We start from the raw sequence: 21,941 nt of genomic DNA on the forward strand, positions 1-21,941 counted from the left end.
AAGGACACAAAGTTAGACGTTGACGACGTTTTACTTTGTGTCCTCTTTTTTTTTCTTTGTGCTAAAAAAATGTCGCTTTGGTTGTTTTGAAAAAAATTGAGATAATTAATATTTATCACCGCTACTCCTTTTCCGAATTAGGCACCGTCTCCTCTTGCGCCACCTTATTCTCCACCACAAACCACGACGCCACATAAGCCGTAAAGGTCCCAAACAATCCCACTCCCGCCGTCATCAGAATTGCCGCAATAACCCGCCCTTCGGTAGTGACTGGGAATTTGTCGCCATACCCAACCGTAGTGATGGTCACGTAAGCCCACCAAATGGCGTCCTCCGCGGTTTTGATGTTGCTGTTGGGATCCGTTTCTACCTGTAAAATGGCGATGGCGGAAAAAATAACCAGCAGAATTGCGGTCAGCGAGGCCGAGGTTAAGGCACCTTTGGCCTTGTCCTTGAATACATAATGAAACAGGTTGTGGATCGAACGAAAGGCCCTGACTACCCGCAACAAACGGACGAGCCGCAACAAGCGCCCGGCTCTCAAGGCATCGACCATCGGAATGCTGGAAATGAGGTCGATCCAACCCCAGCGCATGAATTGCCACTTGTTTTCGGCCTTGGCAAAACGAATACAAAACTCAATAAAAAAGACAATACAAATGACATTGTCGAAATACTGAAGTAGGGTAGAGGTCTCCGGGGGCAATTCGTAGGCGGTATCGATGATGAGCGCACCCAGGATGTAAATGGAAAGAAAAATAACAATGATGTTCAAAATGCCCAGCTTGTGTTCGGTGGAGTGTGTAGCCATTACCTTCGGTTTTAGGTTAAAAACTTTTAGGCGAAATATACGAAGGAATGGGCTTGGGGGTTACAAGATGCAACAGATTAATGAAGATGCCCCTTGCAACCCCTGATGATCTATAACCTGCGCAGTCTAAAATAGTACACTCCACCGCGCACATTGGCCCGCAAATTGAGCCGTTCCCAACTCAGGTTATTGACCCCGCAAAGGTAGGTCATGGCGGGTCGACCCCGATCAAAAAAGTCCATGTCCAGCAAAAACTCTGCATCGTCTTCCCCATCATAAGTGGCTCGATCGAGGATCAATTCCCAGTTGCCGGGGTACACCACCCGATCAAGGCGGTCGTCGAAAGAAGCAGTGTAATCGCGGTAAAATTCGATGATGTCGCCTACAAATTCAGCATCGCGGTTTTTACGAAACAAATCCCCGTTTTCCTTGAACGAAGCACTTTCAAAAATCCAGGCACCGTAGAGGCGGTCCTCCTTGCGTTCCAGACGATATTCGTCGGTACAGGCGCTGGCCATGATGATGAAAGCAGCATAAATGAAGAGCTTGAATGTAAATTTCATGAGCATTGCTTTTGGATCATTTAGAATTTGGACTTGTGTTTGGTTCCGATTAATGGGGCAAAATGAACACTTATTTTTTTATCGCCCATCAAACACATTTCAATGATAAACAATCTATGGGCTTCCCCCTATAGCCATAACTTACTTTAACCCTCTGCCCGAAAACTTTAACTAGCGTTAAACTGATGTTAAAGGACTAGAAGGTATTCTTTTTCTCAAAATTTCCTATTTTTGGTCTAACGACGGCCTGAAAATTGAACCTAAAAACTGCTACAGCTTACTATGAGACTAAAATTCTACCTAACCATGTATTGGGAGGCCGTTGTCTATTGTTGGTTAATTTTGTGTTCGACCATCACCATTCCACTCCTTGCCCAACAAATCCCCCTCAATGACTGCTCCAATCTCGGCTTTGAAAAAGGCACTTTTGAAGGTTGGCGAGGGGAATATGGCACCGTCAAAGACCCCACTTTTGGAAATCGACCCAAGGAAGAAGACGTCAAAACTGGATTGATTCCACAGCGCCACACGATTGTGCGCAGAAATATGGGCAACGATTTTTTGGTCAAAATTGAAGCCCTGCCCATGGTTTCGATCGGCAATTTCGCTGCCCGTCTTGGCAATTCCCGCAACGGCAAAGAATTTGAACGCCTGATCACTTCTTTCCGGGTAACGCAGGAAAATTCACTGTTCGTATACAAGTTTGCGGTGGTGATGGAAGACCCCGATCACAGACCCAAGCAGCAACCCCGCTTTACGGTAGAAGTCCTCAACCAGCGCAATGTGCGCACGCCCTGCGGTTTGTACGAAGTGGCTGCTGCCGAAAACATCCCTGGATTTAAAAACCAAAACCAACTCCGCATCCGCAACTGGACGGCTGCCGCCATCGACCTGCGCGACTACATCGGGCAAGTGATTACCCTGCGCTTTACGGTGAATGATTGCACCGAAGGGCTACATTACGGCTACGCCTACCTGGATGCCGAATGTTTGAGTGCCAAAATCTACCCATCCTACTTTTGTCCGGGCTTGGATACTACGATCACCCTGACCGCACCAGAAGGGTTTTCCTCCTATCGCTGGAGCACCGGGCAAACGACCCGCAGCATCAACCTGAACAAACCGCAGGCGGGAAGTAAGGTTTTTTTGACGGTAAAGCCGTTTAACAGTTTGGCCGAAGATTGCCAGTTTACCTTTGAGTTTGAAATTCCCGAGCGTTTCACCCGTGACCTGTTGGCAGAAGACAGCGTGAAATTTTGTGGCAACAAGCCCCAAATCGTCACCCCCATCGACGACAATTTTGAAACCTTTGTCTGGCGATTGGGCAAAAATGGCCCCATTGTTTCCAACGAAAAACAAGTGGAACTCACTCAGTCGGGGATGTACTATCTCGAAGCCCGTGATCGCTCTTGTGTATTCCAGGATTCGGTACAATCCCGTACTTTCCCCGAGCCACGGGTAACCGCCCAACTCGACTCACCCAAGTGTGATGGCACACCTACCGGGCGCATCAGCCTGCAAGGGGGCAGTTCCTTACAATACGCCTGGAGTACCGGCGATTCGGCGGCCAGCATCAGCCAATTGGCGGGCGGAAACTATTTTGTCACCGTCACCGATCCAGGACTGGGCTGTACCTTTGAGCGAAGTTTTGACCTGCCCTCAGCGCCCGCTTTCCAGGCATCGGCCTTGACTTTGGCCCAACCTTGTGGAGACTTGCAGGCTGGGCGGGCGCAAATCAACATCCAGGGTGGCACCGCACCTTATACCGTAAGCTGGAGCAGTGGCGACACGAGCCGCAGCATCCAAATGAACCAGGCTGGGCGTTTCAAAGTCAGTGTAACCGACGCTCAGGGTTGTCAACGTCGGGACAGTGTGGAGGTGCAAAAAATGGAAATCAACACCACGGCTATCCCCAGCAAGTGTTTTGGTGATAAAAATGGACTGATTACCGTACGCGCCATGGGCGGGAGCCCCGAGTACCAATACCAGTTGGGCAACCGACCAATGGGTCGGGATTCCATATTTCAAAATTTGCCGCCAGGTACCTATATGCTGCTTGCTGCTGATCAAAGTGGTTGCAAAATTGCCCGCATGATCGAATTGCCTGCCCCGGAATTGTTTCAGGTGAGTTTGCCCAAAGACACTACGATTGATTTGGGCGCAGCTTTGTTTTTGCGGCCGGAGGGCAGTGCGCCGATTGCAACTTACCGCTGGAATGGAAGCTACCCCGATCTTTGTGCGGCTTGCCCCGAGCTTAATATTCCGAGGGTAACTGCCAATGGAACCGTTAGCCTGGAAGCCGTAGATGAAAATGGCTGCCTGGCCAAAACCTCACTGCGGATTTTGGTGCAAAAAAATTACAAGGTTTACATCCCCAATGTTTTTAGCCCCAACGGGGATCGGCAGAACGACTTTTTTGAAATTTTCCCAGGCACCAGCACTTTGCGCATCAAGTCATTGGAAATTTTTACCCGTTGGGGCGAAGTGGCTTTTGCTTTTGATGCGGATTCAAGTTCGGATAGCCCTCGTTGGGACGGGACTTTCCGGGGCAAATCGATGGGGAATGAGGTGGTCGTGTACAAGGCCGTGATTGAGTTCATTGATGGGGTGGAGAAGATGTTTACGGGGAGTGTGACTGTTTTGAAGTGAAGAGTGAAGAGTGAAAAGTGAAGAGTGAAAAGTGAAGAGTGAAAAGTGAAGAGTGAAAAGTGAAGAGTGAAAAGTGAAAAGTGAAGAGTGAAGAGTGAAGAGTGAAAAGTGTTGAATTTCGTAGCTCATTTGGTATTTATTCGCTGGGGTAAAGCGAAATGTCGAGACTGGTAAAATACTGTGCAATTTTGAGCAGCAATTCCATTGGTAAAGCATCTTGCAACATTGGTCGTTCGGTGCCACTTTCATAGCCAATATCCAGAATGCGCTTCGGACATTGTTGCCAAAACTGGAGCAGATCGGGCGGAAGATTTTCCACTGCTGTACAAAAATATTGGATAGTCTCGGAGGCAGTGGGGTAGGAATCGGCTAGTTCAAAACGCACAAAATGAGCACCTGCAATTGTTGGGCTTACCAGAGGAATAAGCTGATCTTGCCAGTGGTCAATAAGCGGCTGTAGATCAGCATGGGCGTGGATGTCGAGGTCGACGTTCATGAAGTAGGGGGTGCTAGGCATGATGGATATGAATTGATGGCTTGTGGTGACCAGTTGTCGAGTTTCGGCGTAGCTGTCATAACGCAACTCTTGGTGGATTCGTTCCGGGAGGAGTAGAAACAAAAAAAGGAAGCCGAAAACTTGTGTTTTCAACTTCCTTTTAGAGCGGATGACGAGATTCGAACCCGCGACCTCAACCTTGGCAAGGTTGCGCTCTACCAGCTGAGCTACATCCGCGAAATGGGGTGTGGGTGTGTGAAGGTGTGGTAGTGTGTGTGTGGTGCCTTGGGCTGGAAGTACTTGCTAATGCATTTTCGTTTCAGCGTGCGCAAAGATAATACAGCGAGCTGGGGAAAAGCAAATTTTTTGGGAGATTTTTTTTGATTTTTTTACTGTGAGGGCCTAAATATTTGATTTTGAAAAGGTAAAAACATTGATGTTATGGTGCAGAGACGTTACATGCAACGTCTCTACGCGTCAATTTTCCACCATCACCTCCACCTCGTTTTCCATCTTAGGCAGCCGAATCCGCCGCAACAGCGGAGGCAACAGCGCAACTGCGACCATCAGAATGCCCGCAAAACCAAGTGAAAGTGGTTGTGTAGCGGGCACCCCAATGGTACAGATCAACAAAATAAACAACGTAGAAAACGGTAAAGACAAAGCGATAAAATTCAAGGCGAGGCCGGGGTTAAAAATCCGATTAGCCACTTTTTTTTCTGATTCGAGCGCATGAACGGAAGCAATGTGCGCAAAAGGCCAAAAACTCACTGCACTTTGAGGAAATACCACCGCCAAAATCGCTGCTGCTGGACTCATTGCCGGAGCAATGCTCAAAAAGATGCCACTGATCAGCAAAGTCAAACCCGCCCGCAGCAATAGCAACCCACCAATCATCCGCAATTCTGTCCAACGCGGCTGCACCGAGATGCCAATGTACAAAAGCACCAACGGCGTCATAATGGCCCCAATTTTGAGCACCACATCCTGTAAAAACGCAGGTAAATTGTCCAGATGCCAACCAAAGCTGAGGAACAGCAAGGCGAAAACCAGAACTATATTGACGGGCTCCCGCACCAAGGTCAACAGCAGGTCTTTGACTTTGGCGGAGGTAGATACATTCTCGCTGGGAAAAAAGCGATAGTACCAACGCATCGCCAACAAGTACAGAATAATCAAAACAAACACCTTATTGCCCAAATCGCCCAAGGCCGCCCAAGCCACTGCCTGATCGCCCTGGTATTCCGCCAAAATGGGGAAGCAAGACAAACCCGGTGCCAACGAAGGAACCATCATCAACAAGGTGCGGAAATCCGGCGTGCCCCGTCCAATGCCCATGTACGGCAGCAAAACATAACACAAACCAAACAACAACAGATTGAATACCAAGGCCAAAATGGGCAAACTGATCAACTCTATGTTTACTTCTGTTTTGAGCAGGGCAATAAAAATGGTGGCGGGTAAGGCCAAACTCAGGATGATGATCTTAAGGCCATCAGCTTGTTCTTTACTTTTGATTTTGGGTTTCAAAAGTAAACCGATGGCGATCAAAGCCAAAAGCGCGACGGCCTTTTGCAATGCGATGTTCATGTGCTTTAGTTAAAAGGACAAGCAAAAAAATATTTGCTATTAAGTAGTTGACCACATTAAATCAATCATTTAATGTGGTCGACTGCTTATGCCAGTACTTTTTTCAAACTATCGGTAAACAACTTGAGTTCATCCGGTAAACCTACACTCACGCGGCAGTACGTTTTGGCGTCTATCTCGAAGGAGCGCACCGCTACTCCAGACTCGTACATTTTTTTCAGGAATTCCTTGCCATTCATCACAATGGGGAACAAAATGAAGCTGGTGTGAGAAGGCACGTAGTTGAAGCCTGCTTTTTTGAGTTCAGCACAAACGAATTCGCGACCTTCGGCAGTCAATTTCCGGGAGCGTTCCTGGAATTCCTTGTCTTCCATACTGGCAATCGCGCCGTTTACGGAGGTAATGCACATGCCCATATTGCCACGCACCATGTTTTCGATTTTTTCCAGGGTTTTGGGCAGTGCTACGATGTAGCCAATGCGCAAGCCCGCCATCCCGTGAATTTTGCTGAAGGTACGCGCCACAATTACGTTTTTGCCTTTTGCGACCAAATCCACCATGCTGGAAGCCATTGGATTTTCCAGGTAATCAATATAGGCTTCGTCCACAAAAATGGGCGCTTTATCCGCAGCTCTGGTGCAAAAAGCCCGCAACTCAGCAGCATCGGTGAGTGAACCCGTTGGGTTGTTGGGGTTGCACACATACACCAGTTTGGTATTGGCGTCGATGGCCTTTTCCATAGCGGCGCAATCGTGTGACCAGTCTTTTTTCAGCGGCACATTTTTCCAGGTCGCTTTAAATGCCTTGGCGGTATTGATCAGCGACATGTAGGCTGGATCGGCTGAAACGATGTTGCCACCTTCCAAGAAGTGGGTAATGGCCACTTTTTCCAACAAGTCGGTCGAGCCAGGGCCCATCATGATGTAATCCTCACTCACGCCTTCTCTTTCTGCGATCATTTTGCGCAGCTTGGTCGCTTCGCCATGTGCGTAGCGGTTGCCATTGATGGCGGATTCGATGACGGCCAAACGGGCTTTGGGCGATGGGCCAAAGGGGTTTTCGTTGGCATTCAAACGCGCCACACTAGGAGGCATGATCAGTGGCAAACGGTAGTCAATTTCTTTGAGGCGGCTTTGCTCAGCCCAAAGGCTGGCCTGATCCGTAGCAAAAGTAGTGCGACCCAATGCCGCAGGCGCTACCGCAGCACCAGAAGCAATGACAAGGGAAGAACGCAGCCAACTGCGTCGACTCAGATTCGAGTTATTCATGATGAATGTATGTTTTGATGCAAATAAATTTCTTTCCGAATTTGGTCGGTGCTGGATTAGCAATCTACGGCGAGTAATAAAGGACGTGATGTAACTGACTGATGGACAAAATTGCCAAAAAAATTGGACAAAAGGAAGAGAAAAAAATGGGGGATAAAAAAAAGATTTAATTGTAAAAAAATGCCTTTTGGTTGGATTTATGTTTGTTGAAAAATAAATAAACTGAAATATTATTTGGAAAAAGATGGAGGAATATTTGACCCTGCTTTATTAACTCACATTACGCAGTGCTATTCATCAACTTCTGATGAAAGTAAAGATGATCGTCTCTGATCCATAATACGATTTCAATTTAACCGTAGTTTTTTACCGCAGAGTTTCGCAGAGTGCACGCAGAGTTGCACAGAGTTTTTTAGTTTTAAGGAGTTTGCCACCTGCGGTGGCTGGAGTTTGTGCTCTAGGAAAATCTTGCTTAAGATCAAACCAAGCATAGTAGGAGTTGATAAAAGGTAAGGACCCAAGCTTCAGCAAATGCGACCTCCGTGGACTCTCTGCACCGCAGGTGCTCCTAAAAAAACTCCATGAAACTCCGCGTGTACTCTGTGAAACTCTGCGGTAAATAAAATGCGTAATGTGAGTTACTCAATGTCGATGGCTATATCGGATGTTTCATGTTCAGCTATATTGCCAGGGCAACGGCACAGGATTTTTCGGAACCAATAAATATCGCCGGGTTGGGCGCTATCAATCAGGGGGCGAATGGAGTCGTTGAATTTTCCTCCTGTATTCTTGGCTCTTTGTACGAGCCCATCTTTGCTGATCTTGATGATGGAATACTCAATAATATCGCAACGAGCATCGAAGCCACAACACTCGAGAACAGGAATGACCCCTCCCTGGGCTTTAAATACGCCATTACGCATACTGCCTTTGTTAGTGTTATCTATTTTAGCAACGGCTTCAAGTTGGCGCACATGGAATTTTTTTTCCCAAATCCCATCTTTGGTTTTTACCTTCAAGGTCAATTGCCCATCTTGTTTCGGGTTGATCGAAAATTCTCCATTTTTGCCCTTAACCTGGGCGTAAAAAACCTCATCACTGTCATACGTGTCAATCTCAGCAGTAATTTGATTGGCCTGAACAGCTTGATTTTGTCGAGCGACAATGATGACTGGGTTGTTTACGCCCTGATATAGGTAATTGCATTCTCTGGTGGATATAGCTACCTGTGGCTTTTTCAAATCCAGTACACTTGTTGAAAAACAGGTGATTGTTACAAGGATGAGCAGGGCATTTTGCATAAAGGTTAGGTTTGTTTATGCAGAATGCAATCGAAGCTAAAAAGTTACAAAAAACGAGGCTTAAGGTACCTGAACCAAACCCAGCCCAAACCCAGCAACAGGCACAAAACCCCACCCAAACCAATGTATTTCCCCAGCGGATCATACACCGCCTCCGTCGCCCCAATCCCGATCAATCCCGCCCAAAAATACGGATGTACCTCATCGTGGGGCCGATTTTCCAACAAATTCAACTTGGCCTGTTGTAGCGCCCGATCCCGGCTAGCCCCCTTTTTCAACAACTGGAAAAAATTGACTACCAATTCCGCCGTACGCGCATCGTCTACACTCCAGAGCGTATTCACCACACTTTTGGCTCCGGCATGAATGAAGCCATGCGCCAAACTGATGATGCCTTCGCCAGAATGATAGTCACCAATGCCCGTTTCGCAGGCGCTCAGCACCACCAGTTCGGTAGGCAAACGCATGGCGTACAAATCGCGGGTGTAGAGGTACTCATTGCTGATGGTATCTTTTTGCTCCATAAAAGCCAGGGCCGAATAATTGTCCACGTTGATAAAATATTTGCCGTGGGTGGCCAGATGCAAGATGGGATAACGAGGCGCAAATTTTTGGAAAGCTGCCAGGGTAGCATTGCGACCCGTGAGTACTTTCGCCCCCCACAATTTGCCCAGCGCTTCCGCCTCTTTTTGGCTGTTGTACAAAACCCCCAAACCCAAGGCATGCCCCCGAAAATCCGGTGCCATCGACAATATCCCCGGTTTAAACCAGCGGACATGGCTTTTGCGCGACAACTCCCAGGACAAACTCCCCGAGTAGCTGTATTGAATGGCATACTGGCGCAACAAGTAGGCGTGGCTTTTAAAATAACTCGTGTTCTTGGGCATTTTGGTCAACAGGGACTCAAAAGGCAGGTAACTCAAGGGTCCATCCGCTACGATGATCAAGGATTCATTGTCTTTTAAAGCACTTTGTAGCGGCTTAAAAACAGCACCGTACAAGGCATTCGACAATTGACACCAAGCCAGAAGGTTGCTGTCGAGCGCAGCGCCATTGAGGGCCGGGTATTTGCGCAAGAGTTGCCGAAAACTTTTGGCCTCCTGCACCAGTGACTGCGATTTGGGCAAGGCAAAGCCCTTTAGTCCCTGGGTGGTCAATACAAATACCAGCAGGCTACTCTCCGTTTCAAAATATTCCACCAGCGCCTGTTTGGGCTGTAGCCAGCGTTTTTGCAAAAAAGAGGCACTATAAGTAGTATCGGTAGCCATCCTGATGCCTTTTTGTTGTTGCCAACGGCGGATCACTTTTTGCAAACTATCCAGTTTTTGCATCAAGCCCAACATGCTCCGATCCAGCTGTGCGACCTTACTGGGGCTGGTGATTTTTTCACTTTCCAATTCCGCCAAGCGACCCAGCAAGTTTTGTTCCAGCGTTGCCCAGTCTTTGGGGATATTGGTTTGTGCATTGGATTGGCTTTGTTGGATTCCCTCTAGCAATTGCACCCCTTTGCTTTTTTCACTGAGCAAAAAAGCTTTTTCGAGGTAAGTATGCTGGCCACTTTTTTGCCAAATGCGAAAATACAAATCGGTGGCCTCGCGGTACAGTACGTATTGTTGTTGCAACCACAGCTGCCGGGCACCTGAACTGCTCAATTGGTGGCGTAAAAAACCCATCAAACGTATGGCTTCAAGGTTGGCTTGGGCCGCCTTTTTTTGCCAGTACAACACTGCTTTAGGCGACTTGCTGCTCAAGGCTACCGCTTTCCAGGTACGGCCTTGTTGGGCCAATACTTTCATCACTTCCAGGGTGATCTCACTGCCCCAGAGGGTTTCACCGGGCTGATAGGCTAAGGCTGTTAAGGCCTCTTGCAAGAGCTTGCTGCTTTCATTTATTTTACCCTGTTGTAGGAGGATTTCAGCCCGGGTGCGCAATACCTGGGCGTAACCCAAGCCCTGCATTTGCCCGATTTGTTGCAGGGCTCGAATGGCCAAAAGACTCTGCATGCTAGCAGTATCCAAAAAACCCTGTTGGATGTACCCAACGGCCATACTGTTGTGGATTTGTGCCAAATCGGGGTGCCCCTGGGGGAGGTTTTGATGTAGCTTAGTGGCGGCAATCTTGAAATTGAGAATAGATTGGACGTACTCCTGTTTTTGTAAATAACAAACCCCGATGTTGCTGTAAATCGTGGCAGCAAAGACCTGATCGTTGTACAAAGATTCGATCGGCCCCAAGGCGTCGAGGTGATGGTGTACGGCCAGATCGTAATCGCCTAATCGTTGGTGACAAAGACCGATTTTATGCCAGGCGGGCGCACTGGCGGGTTGTTTGGGGCCGCCATAAAGAAAAACTGCTTGTTGCAAGTAAGGGATCGCAGCAGGATAGTCCCCTTTTTCCAGCAGCACTTCACCAATGTTTTCGAAGGTAGGGGCCAAGGTAGGGTCTTTATCTCCGTATACCTTTCGGCGAATAGCCAACACTTTTTCAAATAGAGCCTGAGCCTGATCCCATTGCCCCATTTCGTACAATACTTTGCCCAGGTTGTTCAGCGCAGGGGTAACCTTTAAATGATTTGTGCCAAAGGTTTTTTCCCGGATTTCCAACGCCGCGCGGTATTCACGGGCGGCCTCCTGAAAATCACCTGTGAAATAGGCGCAATTCCCCAAATTATTGTGGCTCACTGCAATGTCGGCGTGATTGGGGGGCAGGATGGCCTGGCGGATGCGCAAGGCTTGTTGGTGCATGCGCCGTGCACCTGCGTAATCGCCCAATTTGAGCTGGCAATTGCCAATATTGTTGTAGGAATCGGCGGTTTTTTCATGTTTTTCGCCAAACAGCACGGTGCGGAGTTTGAGTGCATTTTGGTGCCACTGAATAGCCTGGCCGAAATTGTCCAATTTGAGTTCGTATTCTCCTAGATTATTCCAGGCTTGGGCAATGAGTGGGTGACCTTTTTTTTGAAAAGCTTGTAATTGTTGGAGGCTACGCAAAAAGAAGGCCTTGGCATTGGGAAAATCGGCTTGTTCAATGGCGATATCGCCCAATAGAATCAGGGCCTGTGCATTTATTTCAGGATTTTTTTGGGTGCTTAAAACGCCTTTGGCTATGGTCGCAGCTTCCTGATAACGAAGGGAATCAAAGAGTATTTGTGCTTTTTGAAGCTTGCCCAGGGCTTGATTTTGCCCCCAGCCCAGTCCAGCCCAGAGCAGAAAACTAGCCAACAAAATGCAATGCTTCCTCATTTATCAACGTTTCTGAACGTGTTTGTCCCTTGTTTATCCCTTGCACACGGGCAAAATAGTTATTTTCGCAAAAATAAACCCTATGGTCTGCATTCTTGTACTTAGATGAAGGGGTTTAATACACTTCCTACGCCTTCAAAAAGAATATATGGACGATTTGCTAAAATATTTCGACAAACCTGGCACATTATTCTGCTTAAAAACACCTACTCCATGAACGCCATCACCTACACGAACGAGTCATTAGTAGCGGCGATCAAAAATGGCGGCACCGTAAGACAAACGGCAATCCGCTGGTTGTACGACGACAAAGAATTGCAGCAGCGCGTCGTTTCATTCGTCAGAAACAATCGGGGCAACCAAGAAGATGGTACCGATATGTTTCACGAAGGAATCATTGTGCTGGACCGCAACATCCGGGAAGATAAATTCCGGGGTGAAGCACCCGTAAAAGGTTACCTGTATTCGATTTGTCGTTTTTTGTGGATGAACCAAATGCGCAAACAAGAACGTGTATCCCTGGTTGATCCCATTAAACCAGCGCAGGAAGAACCCGATCTGGAAACTCCAGAAGTTACCTTCCGCACCGAAGAACGGAAAAACTTACTCAGCCACCTGCTTGATCAACTCGGCGAACAATGTCGCAAAGTGTTGGAGATGTGGAAATTGTCGTACTCAATGGCGGAAATTGCAGAAACCCTGCAACTCAGCAACGAGGCTAACGCCCGGAAAATTAAGTACCGCTGCCACCTGGCCTTGATGGAATTCCTGGAAAAAAACCCAGGCATGGTAAAACAACTTAAAGATGTGTTATGAAGCTTGAAAATTATTACGACCGAATCGACCAGTACCATGCTGGGGAATTGTCGACAGGAGATCGTCAAAGCTTTGAACGGGAACTCGGCAGCAACAGTGATTTGCGCCAGGCTGAAGAATTATACCGCCTAAGTTTGAGCGCACTGGATTACGGAGTGGAAGAAAGCCTGCGTAATGACTTGAAAAAATGGGAACAAGAAGGCAATCGTGCTGCTTCTGGCGGTCGGATTATTTCCTTGCGCCGGGGTATTTTTATCCTGAGCGCTGCTGCGGCAGTTTTGTTGCTGGTCTTTTTTGCCCGCCCATTTTTGATGCCTGCACCAAGCAGTGATGAATTGTTTGCAAGCTACTATGAAGCACCCACTGAGTCGAGTATGCGCGGTGGAGCGGTGCCTCAAAATGCTTTGACTACAGGCAAAACTGCCCTGGCGGAAGAAAGTTATGCCGATGCAGTAGAAGATTTTGCGCGGATTCCTGAAGGCGACCCTCTATATGTGGAAGCACAATTCTACCTTGGCCACGCTTTAGTGGGGTTGAATAATTTCAGCGCAGCTAAAAAAGCTTTTGAAATTGCGGCCAATTCCAACGAATCCAAATTCAAAGAAAAAGGGGAGTGGAATTATATATTGGCCTGCCTGAAGCTAGGGCCGATGGACGCTGCCGTTGAATCCAAATTAAAAACCATCGCGCAGAACGAGAATAGTTCTTTTGCCAAAGAAGCGCGTGAAATCTTGAAGAAGATGAAGTAAACCTTTACTATACAACAAAGTTAAAAAACTGAAGGCTTGAAAAAAACGGTCACCGAGCGGAGTCGAGGTGTCGTTTTTTTCAAGCCTTCAGTTTTTTAACTTTGTTATAGCTTTTTTCGAATAAAAGAACCCAAAAAATTACATTTGCAGACATGCAAACCCAGCAGATTTTAGACCAGGTAACCCAAGCCAGTATTCAGCTCATCCTGCATGAGCCTTTCTATGGGCATGTATTGACGGGACTGGTTAAGGAGCTCAATGTTGAGATTCTGTGTCTGTCATTGGGCGTGAATGTCAACAAAACGCCCAAACTCGCGATCAATCCAACCTATTGGCAAGCTGATTTGAACACTCCCTCCCAACGCTTGGGTGCACTCAAACACGAAATATTGCACTTGGTATTTGGTCACCTGCTACGGGAACGGGACTTTACCAATCTGCGCATCTTTCACCTGGCTGCGGATTTGGCGGTGAATCAATATTTGAGCCCTGAACAACTCAGCCCAGCTTCACTCACCCTGAACCTCTTCCCCGAACTGGATTTGCAACCCTATCGCCCGGTCGATGTCTACTACGATGAACTAGCGAGCGCCTGGGACAAAACGCTGCGCCGTGGGCAAATCATCAGCCCGAAACTATCTGACTTGATGGCAGCAGGTACTGGCCCTCTAGCTGGGCATGACTTATGGCAAAATGAGGTAGGGACGCTGAGTGCTGCTGAAAAAAAAGTGCTCGCGACGGGAATGCAACAGATTGTGCAAAATGCCCTTGAGCGGGTAGGCAGCAAAGGCCTGGGCAGCTTGCCAGGAATCTTGCAAACACAATTAAACCAATTGCTTACAAAGCCTGAGCCAGCGCTGGATTGGCGGCGTTTTTTGCGTTTATTTGTCGGCGCAGGACAACGTACTTTTTTGCAAAACACCCTGCGTAAAGTTTCCCGGCGTTACGGCACCAATCCAGGCTTGCGCATCCGCAACAAGCACAAATTGCTGATTGCGCTGGATACTTCAGCGAGTATTGCCGATGCGGAAATACAAGCCTTTTTCCAGGAAATCCAGCAGATTTGGCGTTTGGGAACCGAAATTTTTATCCTGGAATGTGATACCCAGATCAACAATGCCTATATTTATCGGGGCACGATTCCAGTAGTCGTTGCTGGTCGAGGGGGCACCCATTTTGATGCGGCAATTGAATATGCCAATCAAAAATCGAATGCGGATGCGGTGGTGTATTTTACTGATGGATTGGGCCCTGCGCCCAGTTTATCTTGCCGTAAACCACTGTTGTGGATGATCAGCAAAGGCAACCAAGGCAGGGATGGAAACAATTGGGAACATTTGCCTGGAAGAAAAATAAGCATGTAAATTAACTATGCACAATTACCAATACTACGGAACTCGGGTTAACGCGACAGAACTGAGCAGTTTTATCCAACACATCTTCCAAACCAATCAGGTGCTGGAAGGAGAGGGGAAGCGCAAATCACCCATCTGCATCTGGGGCCGCCACGGCATAGGTAAAACCGAGATCGTCGAGCACCTCGCCCAGCAAAATGGCTACCAATACGTCTACCTCGCCCCGGCTCAATTTGAAGAAATGGGGGATTTGGTCGGTATGCCCGCCATTGAGGGGGCGCGCACCGTTTTTCGAGCACCCGCCTGGGTGCCTGACTCCCCAGGGCCCGGCATATTGTTGATCGACGACGTCAACCGCGCCGATGAACGCATCCTGCGCGGCATCATGCAGTTGTTGCAAAACCACGAGCTGATCAGTTGGCAATTGCCGCCCCACTGGCAAATCATCCTGACCGCCAACCCCGATGGTGGGGATTATTCGGTTACTCCTATGGACGATGCCATGCTAACGCGGATGCTGCACGTCACCTTGGAATTTGACCTCAAAACCTGGGTGCAATGGGCCGAACAAAATGAGGTGGATGCCCGAGGGATCAATTTTGTATTACTTTATCCCGAAATCATCACCGGGCAACGCACCACTCCGCGGACTTTGGTGCAGTTTTTTGAAGCCATCAAATCGATCAAAGACTTGAGTGCCAATCTGGGCCTGGTGCGGATTCTGGCCGATTCCTGTTTGGACGAACAAAGCGCTACAGCTTTTATCTCTTTTGTCAACCACAACCTGAGCGAGTTGATTACCCCCCAGCAAATCTGCAATGCCCAGGATTTTGAAAAAGAGGTCGTTTTGCCTTTTCAAAAAATGGTAGTCAAACAGCCAATTCGGGTGGACATCATTGCGGCTTTGTGTACGCGTTTGGCCAATTATTTGTTGCAGGACGCTAAATCGCTTAGTCCGGCTCAGTTCAACAATCTGAAAGCCTTTTTAAAAATTGACTTTATTCCGAATGACATTCGTTTCACCTTGTTGAAGGACTTGACTACGGGCGGGCAGGCGGGTTTGAAGGGCTTGCTGGCGGATGTGGAGTTGGGGAAGTTGGTTTTGAAGATGATGTGATTTGTTGATCTCTGCTGACTTCCATTTCAGCAGCACAAGGTTTCTTAAGACTTGCATAAAACCCCATGTTGTGCGTTCATACTTTTAGTCAATATTTTCGTTCAAAGGACTTACCATTGAAACGATACACCCCATTGGGACCTCCGCCAAACCACAATTCACCGGTTTTGCTTTGGTAAATAATCCAAGTAAAGTTCCCATCGAGACCATCTTTTTGGGTGAAATTTTTCATCGTATGTCCATCGTATCGCCACACACCTGATTCTACTGTTCCAAACCAAATGTTACCCAAAGTGTCTTCACCTATCGAAAAAACCCTGTCCAGAGAATTACCACCTTTGGTGTCTTCTTTTCTTAATTGATGTTGTTTTGTAAAATGGGTGAACTTTTTACCATCATATTTTAAGACTCCGATGCCCCCAACTGGGCTGCCACCACTATTGTTTCCAATCCATAGATTACCCTTGCTGTCTTCCATGATGGATCGAATATGCAAAGATTCGGTTGGGGGGCCATTTAATCCTAATGAGTCATCATTAAACACTTTAAATTGCTTCCCATCATGCCAAACCAATGCATTATAAGTTCCAAACCAAACCGCTCCATTTTTACTTCTGACAAAAGGTGTTGAAATTGAATAGGCGTTTTCCTCTCCTGATTTTGTTTTTATGGGGAAGCTGCGGTAATAGAGGTTTTTCCCGTCATATTGATACACTCCCGGCCCCCCTTCAATTTTATTGTAACCAGCAGTTTCATCCCCTTTAAACCAAAGGTCACTATCCCTTAATTTCCACCTGTTTTTTACATCATAATTTTTTTCATTGTAGATAGTCATTTCTTTACCATCATAGCTACTTAATCCAACCCCACATTCAAACCAGATGGTGCCATTTTTATCTTCATAAATGCTCCTCACCTGGTTGTTACTTAATCCGTTTTGGGTGGTGAAATATTGCAAGCGACCATGCTGAAGCATACACACCCCTTCGTTATGACTCCCAAACCAAATATTTCCTTTACTGTCTTCTAAAATTGAACGAACTCCGGTGGTGTAATTTAACAATTGGCTATCAGGTTTAGCCTGTACTGCCTGATTTCCCTTATTGGATTGACTTTGACTATTGCAAGAGATGGTTACGGCTAGCAAAAATGCCCAACAAAGGATGAAAAAGTTTTGATTGTCTGAATTCACTTTCATGGCCTAACATTATTTAAAGTCAGTAATGGTTTTTCCATCATAACGATACACTCCACCACCAGAGCCAAACCTAATCATTCTCAAATTTCCCATGGCTTTTTGATTGTAAAAAGATGTAACTAAGATGTAAATCTTTTGTACAACACCAGAACGTTGTCAATTATTACCAGTTCTTTAATTGGAGTTTATTGATTTGTGTGGTCTAATTGCAAGGTGGTAGGAGATCATAGCGTTGTTTACAACGTTCGAGTATTGCTCTAGGCGAGGTTTGTGTCAAATACTATTATTCATTCAAATTAAGCAAATAACTTGCAATTGCTTGTGTCTCCTCACTTGTGAAAAGTGGCTTGAAATATCTAACATAACGAAGAAGCTCATTTACCGTCAAAACCTTTACATACTGAAACTCTTCGTTTGGTCTTGAATTGGTCAATACAATCATATTTCTTATTGGTATTTTTCTGTCTCCCCAATGATGTTGCGGAAGTTTTACTCTTCCACTTGAAATGTCTTCGGTTAGTGTTTTAAAGAGTGCAAAGTTTGTTCGTTTTACTTGTTGAACTGGAGAACGTAAATCCAAACTAGCTAATGATTTTTCACTCCAATTTTTTGTCTCAATAAGAAAGATGCCCGAAGGTGTAACAAGCAAGTGGTCGATTTGAATTGATTTGATGTAATCGTTTTCTTGTCGGTTGTATATGGGAGGATGAAAAGTTAGAGCAAAGTCGTTAATCAAAACATTTTCGTCTGATAAGTTTTCCAATTCTTTTACAACTTTATGTTCGCCTAACGCTCCATAAATTGAATTGTTCACTTCATCAATTATACGCTGTTTATATTCAAGTTTGTTTATCTCGGTTAAACAGCTTTTGTTTACTGCGTCTCTAAAATGCGAAGTGATATACTGGCGGCGATAAGTTTTATTTAGATGTTGGTCAACTAAGTTTCCTACTGCGTAACTAACTTTAGTATTCAAATTGAGTTCTAAATTTTGAAGTTTCCTTTTTAAAGACCGCCGCTTTGTATAATTGACAAATCCCTTAATGAAATTCAAACCCTTTGAAGTGGATAAGCTATTTAGCTTTAGCGTTAACGCTTCAATCTCACTGCGAAAAATGTCTTCGAAAAGCATTTTATCCGTTTTAATAGCATTCTCTAATTGTAAAATTTCAGCGTCAAGAGTAATCTTTTCATTTTCTATCAGTTGTTCGTGGTTTGAAATGATTTGCTGTCTTAAAGTTGAAAAGCTCTTTTGAAAATTTATTACCTCGTTTAAAGAATTGAAGTCATCAATATTGTGTCGCCTCAAATGTGTTTTTACCGTTGTTAAACAACCAACTGAGTTATGAACTTTGCACATTTTTCTTTGTCACTATTTTGAAGATTGTGTCCCGAACTTATTGCTGCCAACACAGAAATATGCTTACTTGCTGCATCTGCATTGTAAATATAAACCAATAGCATGAAAGCTCCAAGCAAATATAGTTTGTTATTTTCATCAACTTGACAATGAATAGGTTGCTCGGATGCCTTGTTTGATTATTGAAAATGCCCATTAATTCTTCTGATTGTACAACACCAACAACTGCGGAAAACTACTCACACTATGCACCGCCAACTGCGCCACCTCCGCTGCCGTATGAAAATAAGACCCCAAAATAATGTCCTGATCGCCATCCCGATCAAAATCGCCAGCCTCCATACACAGCCATTTCCCGGCAGCTGCATCAGGTGTAGCAGCAGCCGTAAAGTTCAAGCTTCCCTCGTTGTTCAAATACACAAAACCATGCTCGGGCTGCTCCAGATTGGTGTAAAAAGCAATGGCAGCAATGTCCAAATCGCCATCCAGGTCAAAATCGCGGGCCAGGGCTTTGCTGGTCCCGTAAAGGGGATAAAAGAATTTTTCGGTGAATTGATTTTTACCATCATTCAAAAAAATACGGATGCCGTGGTAAGGCTTTAAAATGGCGGATAAGTCCCAATTGTCTCCATTCGTCACCAGGAAATCCAGGAAACCATCCTGGTTAAAGTCTGCTGTTTCAAGGTAACTCAAGCCATACACGGGGGGAAACTGCAAGACCACTTTTTCCTCAAAACGCCCTTGGCCCTGATTGTAATAAATGCTCACCGCTTCGTAAGCCTGGGCACGCAGCACGATCAGGTCATTTTTTTGATCACCATTCATGTCCCGAATTTCTACCTGTCGGGTACCCGGCAAGGCGCTGAGGATGTGCTCTTTTGTAGGGTCACCCTGATCGTACCAGGCCAATTGGCCCCGATGGTTGCCAAAACTACAGACCACCAGGTCTTCTTTTGTATCGCCATTCAAGTCTCCGGCGGCAAATTGTACCGGACGAGCCAATGGGCCGAGCTTTAATCCATTCGGGTCGCCATCCAGCGAAAGTAGTTCACCTTGTTTTTGATCAGAAGGAACAATGGAACCAATGCTCAACAAACGCGGCGCTTTGTTGCGGGGAAAATCCATGTCGACCGCTGGGCTTTTGATTTGGGATTGATTGACCAGTTGAAATCGGGTATTCATCAGGTACAAGTCATTTTGGGCATCACCAATAAAAAAGTGCCCCGAACGTGCGTCATATTTGATCATGGTCGTTTGGGGAAACTGGTGATCTCCGAAGCTGACGTATTGGCCTAAAAAAGAACTGAGCTGTTGAGGGGCAGTAGCATTCGTGGCGGGTAAGGGCAGTTGACTGGGGGCTTCGTGTTCAAAATACTTGACGATCAGGTTCCAATCCTTGAGCGCCAACAAGGGCTGATCAGGGTAGATGTTCCATTCTTGTAGGGTTTTGGCATCTTCGGCGTTGAGGTAGGGCGTATTTGGGGCGCCTTTGGGTTTGATGCCCAGGCGGAGGCCCATATTGGGCAAAACACTGCTCACCCAAGTTTTTTTATCCAAAAGGGAGGGATCAGTAAAGAGGTGGCAACGCTGACAGTGGATGAGCGCCAGTTTTTTTCCTTTTGCAATGGAATCAGCAGGAAGCGCAGCTACATCAACAGTCGCTATGGTACGCTGCTGAATCCAGGTATTGGATAAGCTCAAAATCACTAAAGGGAGAGCAATAATTAAAAACAGCTGATTCCTGCTCATGGTATAGTTTGTCTAAAAAAAATAAACTGCTAACGAGCAAAACCCATTAGCAGTCTATCAAAAATAAAAAAAACTAGTTCAAATATCTGTAATGTATGAAACTCACTTTACGTCCCAGAAAATCTTGGTCGCCAAATTGTCCTTACCACTTACGCTGGTGTAGTTGGTCGGATTGTAAATGGACTCGCTAGTTGGGTAAAACCAACGTACCGGAGGTTGTTTCTGGGCATTGGCAATGTCGTCGCGGAAGGTCAACTTCGGCAAATCCAGGCGTCTGATTTCAGCCCAGAGGTCTACTGGCTGTACCACGTTGAAGTGGATCCACTTCTGAGTTGCAATCAGGTTCAACTTGTCGGTATTGCTTCCCCAGTTCACCGCAGCGCTGGTGATGTAATCATTGATCTCGGTATCATTGGTTGCCGCAGGTGCCGGAGTAGTGGCGTCATTGCTCAATTTGCGGACGTTGTAGTAAAATTCCACCGACTGCTTGATGGCATTTTCATAAGCCGCTTTGGCTTGAGCATCGTTATTGCCCTTGATGTAATATTCGGCCATAAGCAAGCTAACTTCAGCAGCATTGATCACCACGCCGGGGAAGAACTGGTTGCGGCTCATCGTGGAGCGGTTGTACAAAGACAAGGTACCGCCAGCAACCAGTGCGGTTTGGGCAGAAGCATCCAAAAGTGGATCCAGACCTTTGTATTCACCGGCGGCATTGAGTCCTGGCTCAAACATCACACGCAGACGAGGGTCTCCACTCGTTTTCATGTGGTCGATCATCTTTTGGCCTGCAACGTTGCCATCCCAATCTTCCAAACCAGAACGGAAGTTCTTGGAATGAATATCAGTATTCAAATCGTGTACATTGATTTGGATGTTTTGTGCATTGCTGGTCACCACAGGGTACTTGGCCGGATCAGCCAGGATGCTGGCAATTTCAGTATTAGCCCTTGCTTGCAAGGAAGGTACTCCAGAAACCCGAGTCAACATGCGCAAACGTAGGGAGTTGCAATAACGTTTCCACGAAGCTAAATCTCCTTTGTTGACGAAATCCTGGGTTTTGAAACCGACCTGGATGCCTGGGCTAACGGTCAGTGTATTCAGCTCGTCTGCAAAGGCTTTCAGATCGTCCAGCATTTTGGCATAAACCACTTCGGCACCATCATATTTGGCATAGGATTTTTCGTAATCACCACCGTTTTCGCTGAGTCGGCCTGCTGTCGACCAGGGAATATCGCCATGCAAGTCCACTACCCGTTGAGTGTGGTCGTAGAGGTAAATGGTGGCAGCAACCAGGTAAATGCGGCGATCTTTTTGGTCTACTGCTTCAAGTTGACCAAAAACTTTTTCCAATTCACGGTATTGCGCCAGAAACCCGTAGTAGGTGTTCCAACGGTCACCTAAACCGGCTGAAGGTGGAATGTACTGGTTGTCGGTATTTACCCAGCCCACTGCCTGATTCCAGTGCTGGAGCGAGGTGCGCAACACAACGAAGTAGTTCCAGTAGTCTGGCAAAACATACCACTTGTTGGCATTCAAAAAACCGGTGAATTGTTTTTCGACGGTAGTGGCTGTGATTTTAGAAGGGTCGGCATAGCTCGACGCGAAATCGGATTTTTGGCAGGCCACCGAAAGCACCGCCAAAGCGAAAAACGCTATATAGATTTTTGATTTCAT

Annotated in this window: 16 protein-coding genes and 1 tRNA gene; 5 read left to right on the plus strand and 12 right to left on the minus strand. The window is 46.5% G+C overall.

Going from position 1 to position 21,941, the window contains the following annotated elements; all coding sequences use genetic code 11:
* Positions 1 to 121: 121 nt before the first annotated feature.
* Positions 122 to 811, minus strand: a complete 690-nt coding sequence (locus tag ACEW9O_RS05510; protein WP_373549133.1) for a potassium channel family protein — start codon at positions 809 to 811, stop codon at positions 122 to 124.
* Between the two features lie 110 nt (positions 812 to 921).
* On the minus strand, positions 922 to 1,374 hold the full coding sequence (locus tag ACEW9O_RS05515) for a hypothetical protein (protein ID WP_373549134.1): 453 nt from the start codon (positions 1,372 to 1,374) through the stop codon (positions 922 to 924).
* 282 nt (positions 1,375 to 1,656) lie between these two features.
* Between ACEW9O_RS05515 and ACEW9O_RS05520 the strand changes: the two genes are divergently transcribed.
* Positions 1,657 to 4,023, plus strand: coding sequence for a gliding motility-associated C-terminal domain-containing protein (locus ACEW9O_RS05520; RefSeq protein ID WP_373549135.1), 2,367 nt, complete (start codon positions 1,657 to 1,659; stop codon positions 4,021 to 4,023).
* Positions 4,024 to 4,159: 136 nt separating this feature from the next.
* Here the strand turns inward: ACEW9O_RS05520 and ACEW9O_RS05525 are convergent, their stop codons facing one another.
* From ACEW9O_RS05525 to ACEW9O_RS05550, 6 genes are all read right to left on the minus strand, one after another.
* Positions 4,160 to 4,540, minus strand: coding sequence for a hypothetical protein (locus ACEW9O_RS05525; RefSeq protein ID WP_373549136.1), 381 nt, complete (start codon positions 4,538 to 4,540; stop codon positions 4,160 to 4,162).
* 143 nt (positions 4,541 to 4,683) lie between these two features.
* Positions 4,684 to 4,756, minus strand: a tRNA-Gly gene (locus ACEW9O_RS05530).
* A gap of 240 nt (positions 4,757 to 4,996) precedes the next feature.
* A complete protein-coding gene (locus ACEW9O_RS05535; RefSeq protein WP_373549137.1) occupies positions 4,997 to 6,109 on the minus strand; it encodes a permease in 1,113 nt (370 codons plus the stop codon).
* An 86-nt stretch (positions 6,110 to 6,195) separates the two neighbouring features.
* Positions 6,196 to 7,377 (minus strand): histidinol-phosphate transaminase, encoded by a 1,182-nt coding sequence (locus ACEW9O_RS05540; RefSeq protein WP_373549138.1) that lies wholly within the window; start codon positions 7,375 to 7,377, stop codon positions 6,196 to 6,198.
* 638 nt (positions 7,378 to 8,015) lie between these two features.
* Positions 8,016 to 8,678 (minus strand): GldM family protein, encoded by a 663-nt coding sequence (locus ACEW9O_RS05545; RefSeq protein ID WP_373549139.1) that lies wholly within the window; start codon positions 8,676 to 8,678, stop codon positions 8,016 to 8,018.
* 44 nt (positions 8,679 to 8,722) lie between these two features.
* Positions 8,723 to 11,920 carry a tetratricopeptide repeat protein gene (locus tag ACEW9O_RS05550; protein ID WP_373549140.1) on the minus strand — a complete coding sequence of 1,066 codons (3,198 nt, stop codon included), beginning with the start codon at positions 11,918 to 11,920 and terminating at the stop codon, positions 8,723 to 8,725.
* A gap of 213 nt (positions 11,921 to 12,133) precedes the next feature.
* On the opposite strand from ACEW9O_RS05550, the gene ACEW9O_RS05555 reads away from it, so the two are divergent.
* From ACEW9O_RS05555 to ACEW9O_RS05570, 4 genes are all read left to right on the plus strand, one after another.
* Complete coding sequence (locus tag ACEW9O_RS05555; protein ID WP_373549141.1) at positions 12,134 to 12,736, plus strand: RNA polymerase sigma factor; 603 nt, start codon at positions 12,134 to 12,136, stop codon at positions 12,734 to 12,736.
* The gene (locus tag ACEW9O_RS05560; RefSeq protein ID WP_373549142.1) at positions 12,733 to 13,485 is read left to right on the plus strand and encodes a tol-pal system YbgF family protein; all 753 of its coding nucleotides are present in this window, start codon (positions 12,733 to 12,735) and stop codon (positions 13,483 to 13,485) included. The genes ACEW9O_RS05555 and ACEW9O_RS05560 overlap by 4 nt, the downstream gene beginning before the upstream one ends.
* A 152-nt stretch (positions 13,486 to 13,637) precedes the next feature.
* Complete coding sequence (locus ACEW9O_RS05565; RefSeq protein ID WP_373549143.1) at positions 13,638 to 14,849, plus strand: VWA-like domain-containing protein; 1,212 nt, start codon at positions 13,638 to 13,640, stop codon at positions 14,847 to 14,849.
* A gap of 7 nt (positions 14,850 to 14,856) precedes the next feature.
* On the plus strand, positions 14,857 to 15,957 hold the full coding sequence (locus ACEW9O_RS05570; RefSeq protein WP_373549144.1) for an ATP-binding protein: 1,101 nt from the start codon (positions 14,857 to 14,859) through the stop codon (positions 15,955 to 15,957).
* Between the two features lie 88 nt (positions 15,958 to 16,045).
* Here the strand turns inward: ACEW9O_RS05570 and ACEW9O_RS05575 are convergent, their stop codons facing one another.
* From ACEW9O_RS05575 to ACEW9O_RS05590, 4 genes are all read right to left on the minus strand, one after another.
* Complete coding sequence (locus tag ACEW9O_RS05575) at positions 16,046 to 17,155, minus strand: two-component regulator propeller domain-containing protein (protein WP_373549145.1); 1,110 nt, start codon at positions 17,153 to 17,155, stop codon at positions 16,046 to 16,048.
* Positions 17,156 to 17,438: 283 nt separating this feature from the next.
* Complete coding sequence (locus ACEW9O_RS05580; RefSeq protein WP_373549146.1) at positions 17,439 to 18,515, minus strand: nuclease-related domain-containing protein; 1,077 nt, start codon at positions 18,513 to 18,515, stop codon at positions 17,439 to 17,441.
* Positions 18,516 to 18,710: 195 nt separating this feature from the next.
* Positions 18,711 to 20,264, minus strand: a complete 1,554-nt coding sequence (locus ACEW9O_RS05585) for an FG-GAP repeat domain-containing protein (protein ID WP_373549147.1) — start codon at positions 20,262 to 20,264, stop codon at positions 18,711 to 18,713.
* A gap of 102 nt (positions 20,265 to 20,366) precedes the next feature.
* Complete coding sequence (locus ACEW9O_RS05590; RefSeq protein ID WP_373549148.1) at positions 20,367 to 21,941, minus strand: SusD/RagB family nutrient-binding outer membrane lipoprotein; 1,575 nt, start codon at positions 21,939 to 21,941, stop codon at positions 20,367 to 20,369.

The sequence above is a fragment of the Haliscomenobacter sp. genome, assembly GCF_041740695.1.
Lineage (GTDB): Bacteria > Bacteroidota > Bacteroidia > Chitinophagales > Saprospiraceae > Haliscomenobacter.

What these genes read in the sequence shown, in the direction of transcription:
- ACEW9O_RS05510 (WP_373549133.1), bottom strand. Translation starts at nt 811, where the DNA reads ATGGCTACACACTCCACCGAACACAAGCTGGGCATTTTGAACATCATT.
- ACEW9O_RS05515 (WP_373549134.1), bottom strand. Translation starts at nt 1,374, where the DNA reads ATGAAATTTACATTCAAGCTCTTCATTTATGCTGCTTTCATCATCATG.
- ACEW9O_RS05520 (WP_373549135.1), top strand. Translation starts at nt 1,657, where the DNA reads ATGAGACTAAAATTCTACCTAACCATGTATTGGGAGGCCGTTGTCTAT.
- ACEW9O_RS05525 (WP_373549136.1), bottom strand. Translation starts at nt 4,540, where the DNA reads ATGCCTAGCACCCCCTACTTCATGAACGTCGACCTCGACATCCACGCC.
- ACEW9O_RS05535 (WP_373549137.1), bottom strand. Translation starts at nt 6,109, where the DNA reads ATGAACATCGCATTGCAAAAGGCCGTCGCGCTTTTGGCTTTGATCGCC.
- ACEW9O_RS05540 (WP_373549138.1), bottom strand. Translation starts at nt 7,377, where the DNA reads ATGAATAACTCGAATCTGAGTCGACGCAGTTGGCTGCGTTCTTCCCTT.
- ACEW9O_RS05545 (WP_373549139.1), bottom strand. Translation starts at nt 8,678, where the DNA reads ATGCAAAATGCCCTGCTCATCCTTGTAACAATCACCTGTTTTTCAACA.
- ACEW9O_RS05550 (WP_373549140.1), bottom strand. Translation starts at nt 11,920, where the DNA reads ATGAGGAAGCATTGCATTTTGTTGGCTAGTTTTCTGCTCTGGGCTGGA.
- ACEW9O_RS05555 (WP_373549141.1), top strand. Translation starts at nt 12,134, where the DNA reads ATGAACGCCATCACCTACACGAACGAGTCATTAGTAGCGGCGATCAAA.
- ACEW9O_RS05560 (WP_373549142.1), top strand. Translation starts at nt 12,733, where the DNA reads ATGAAGCTTGAAAATTATTACGACCGAATCGACCAGTACCATGCTGGG.
- ACEW9O_RS05565 (WP_373549143.1), top strand. Translation starts at nt 13,638, where the DNA reads ATGCAAACCCAGCAGATTTTAGACCAGGTAACCCAAGCCAGTATTCAG.
- ACEW9O_RS05570 (WP_373549144.1), top strand. Translation starts at nt 14,857, where the DNA reads ATGCACAATTACCAATACTACGGAACTCGGGTTAACGCGACAGAACTG.
- ACEW9O_RS05575 (WP_373549145.1), bottom strand. Translation starts at nt 17,155, where the DNA reads ATGAAAGTGAATTCAGACAATCAAAACTTTTTCATCCTTTGTTGGGCA.
- ACEW9O_RS05580 (WP_373549146.1), bottom strand. Translation starts at nt 18,515, where the DNA reads ATGTGCAAAGTTCATAACTCAGTTGGTTGTTTAACAACGGTAAAAACA.
- ACEW9O_RS05585 (WP_373549147.1), bottom strand. Translation starts at nt 20,264, where the DNA reads ATGAGCAGGAATCAGCTGTTTTTAATTATTGCTCTCCCTTTAGTGATT.
- ACEW9O_RS05590 (WP_373549148.1), bottom strand. Translation starts at nt 21,941, where the DNA reads ATGAAATCAAAAATCTATATAGCGTTTTTCGCTTTGGCGGTGCTTTCG.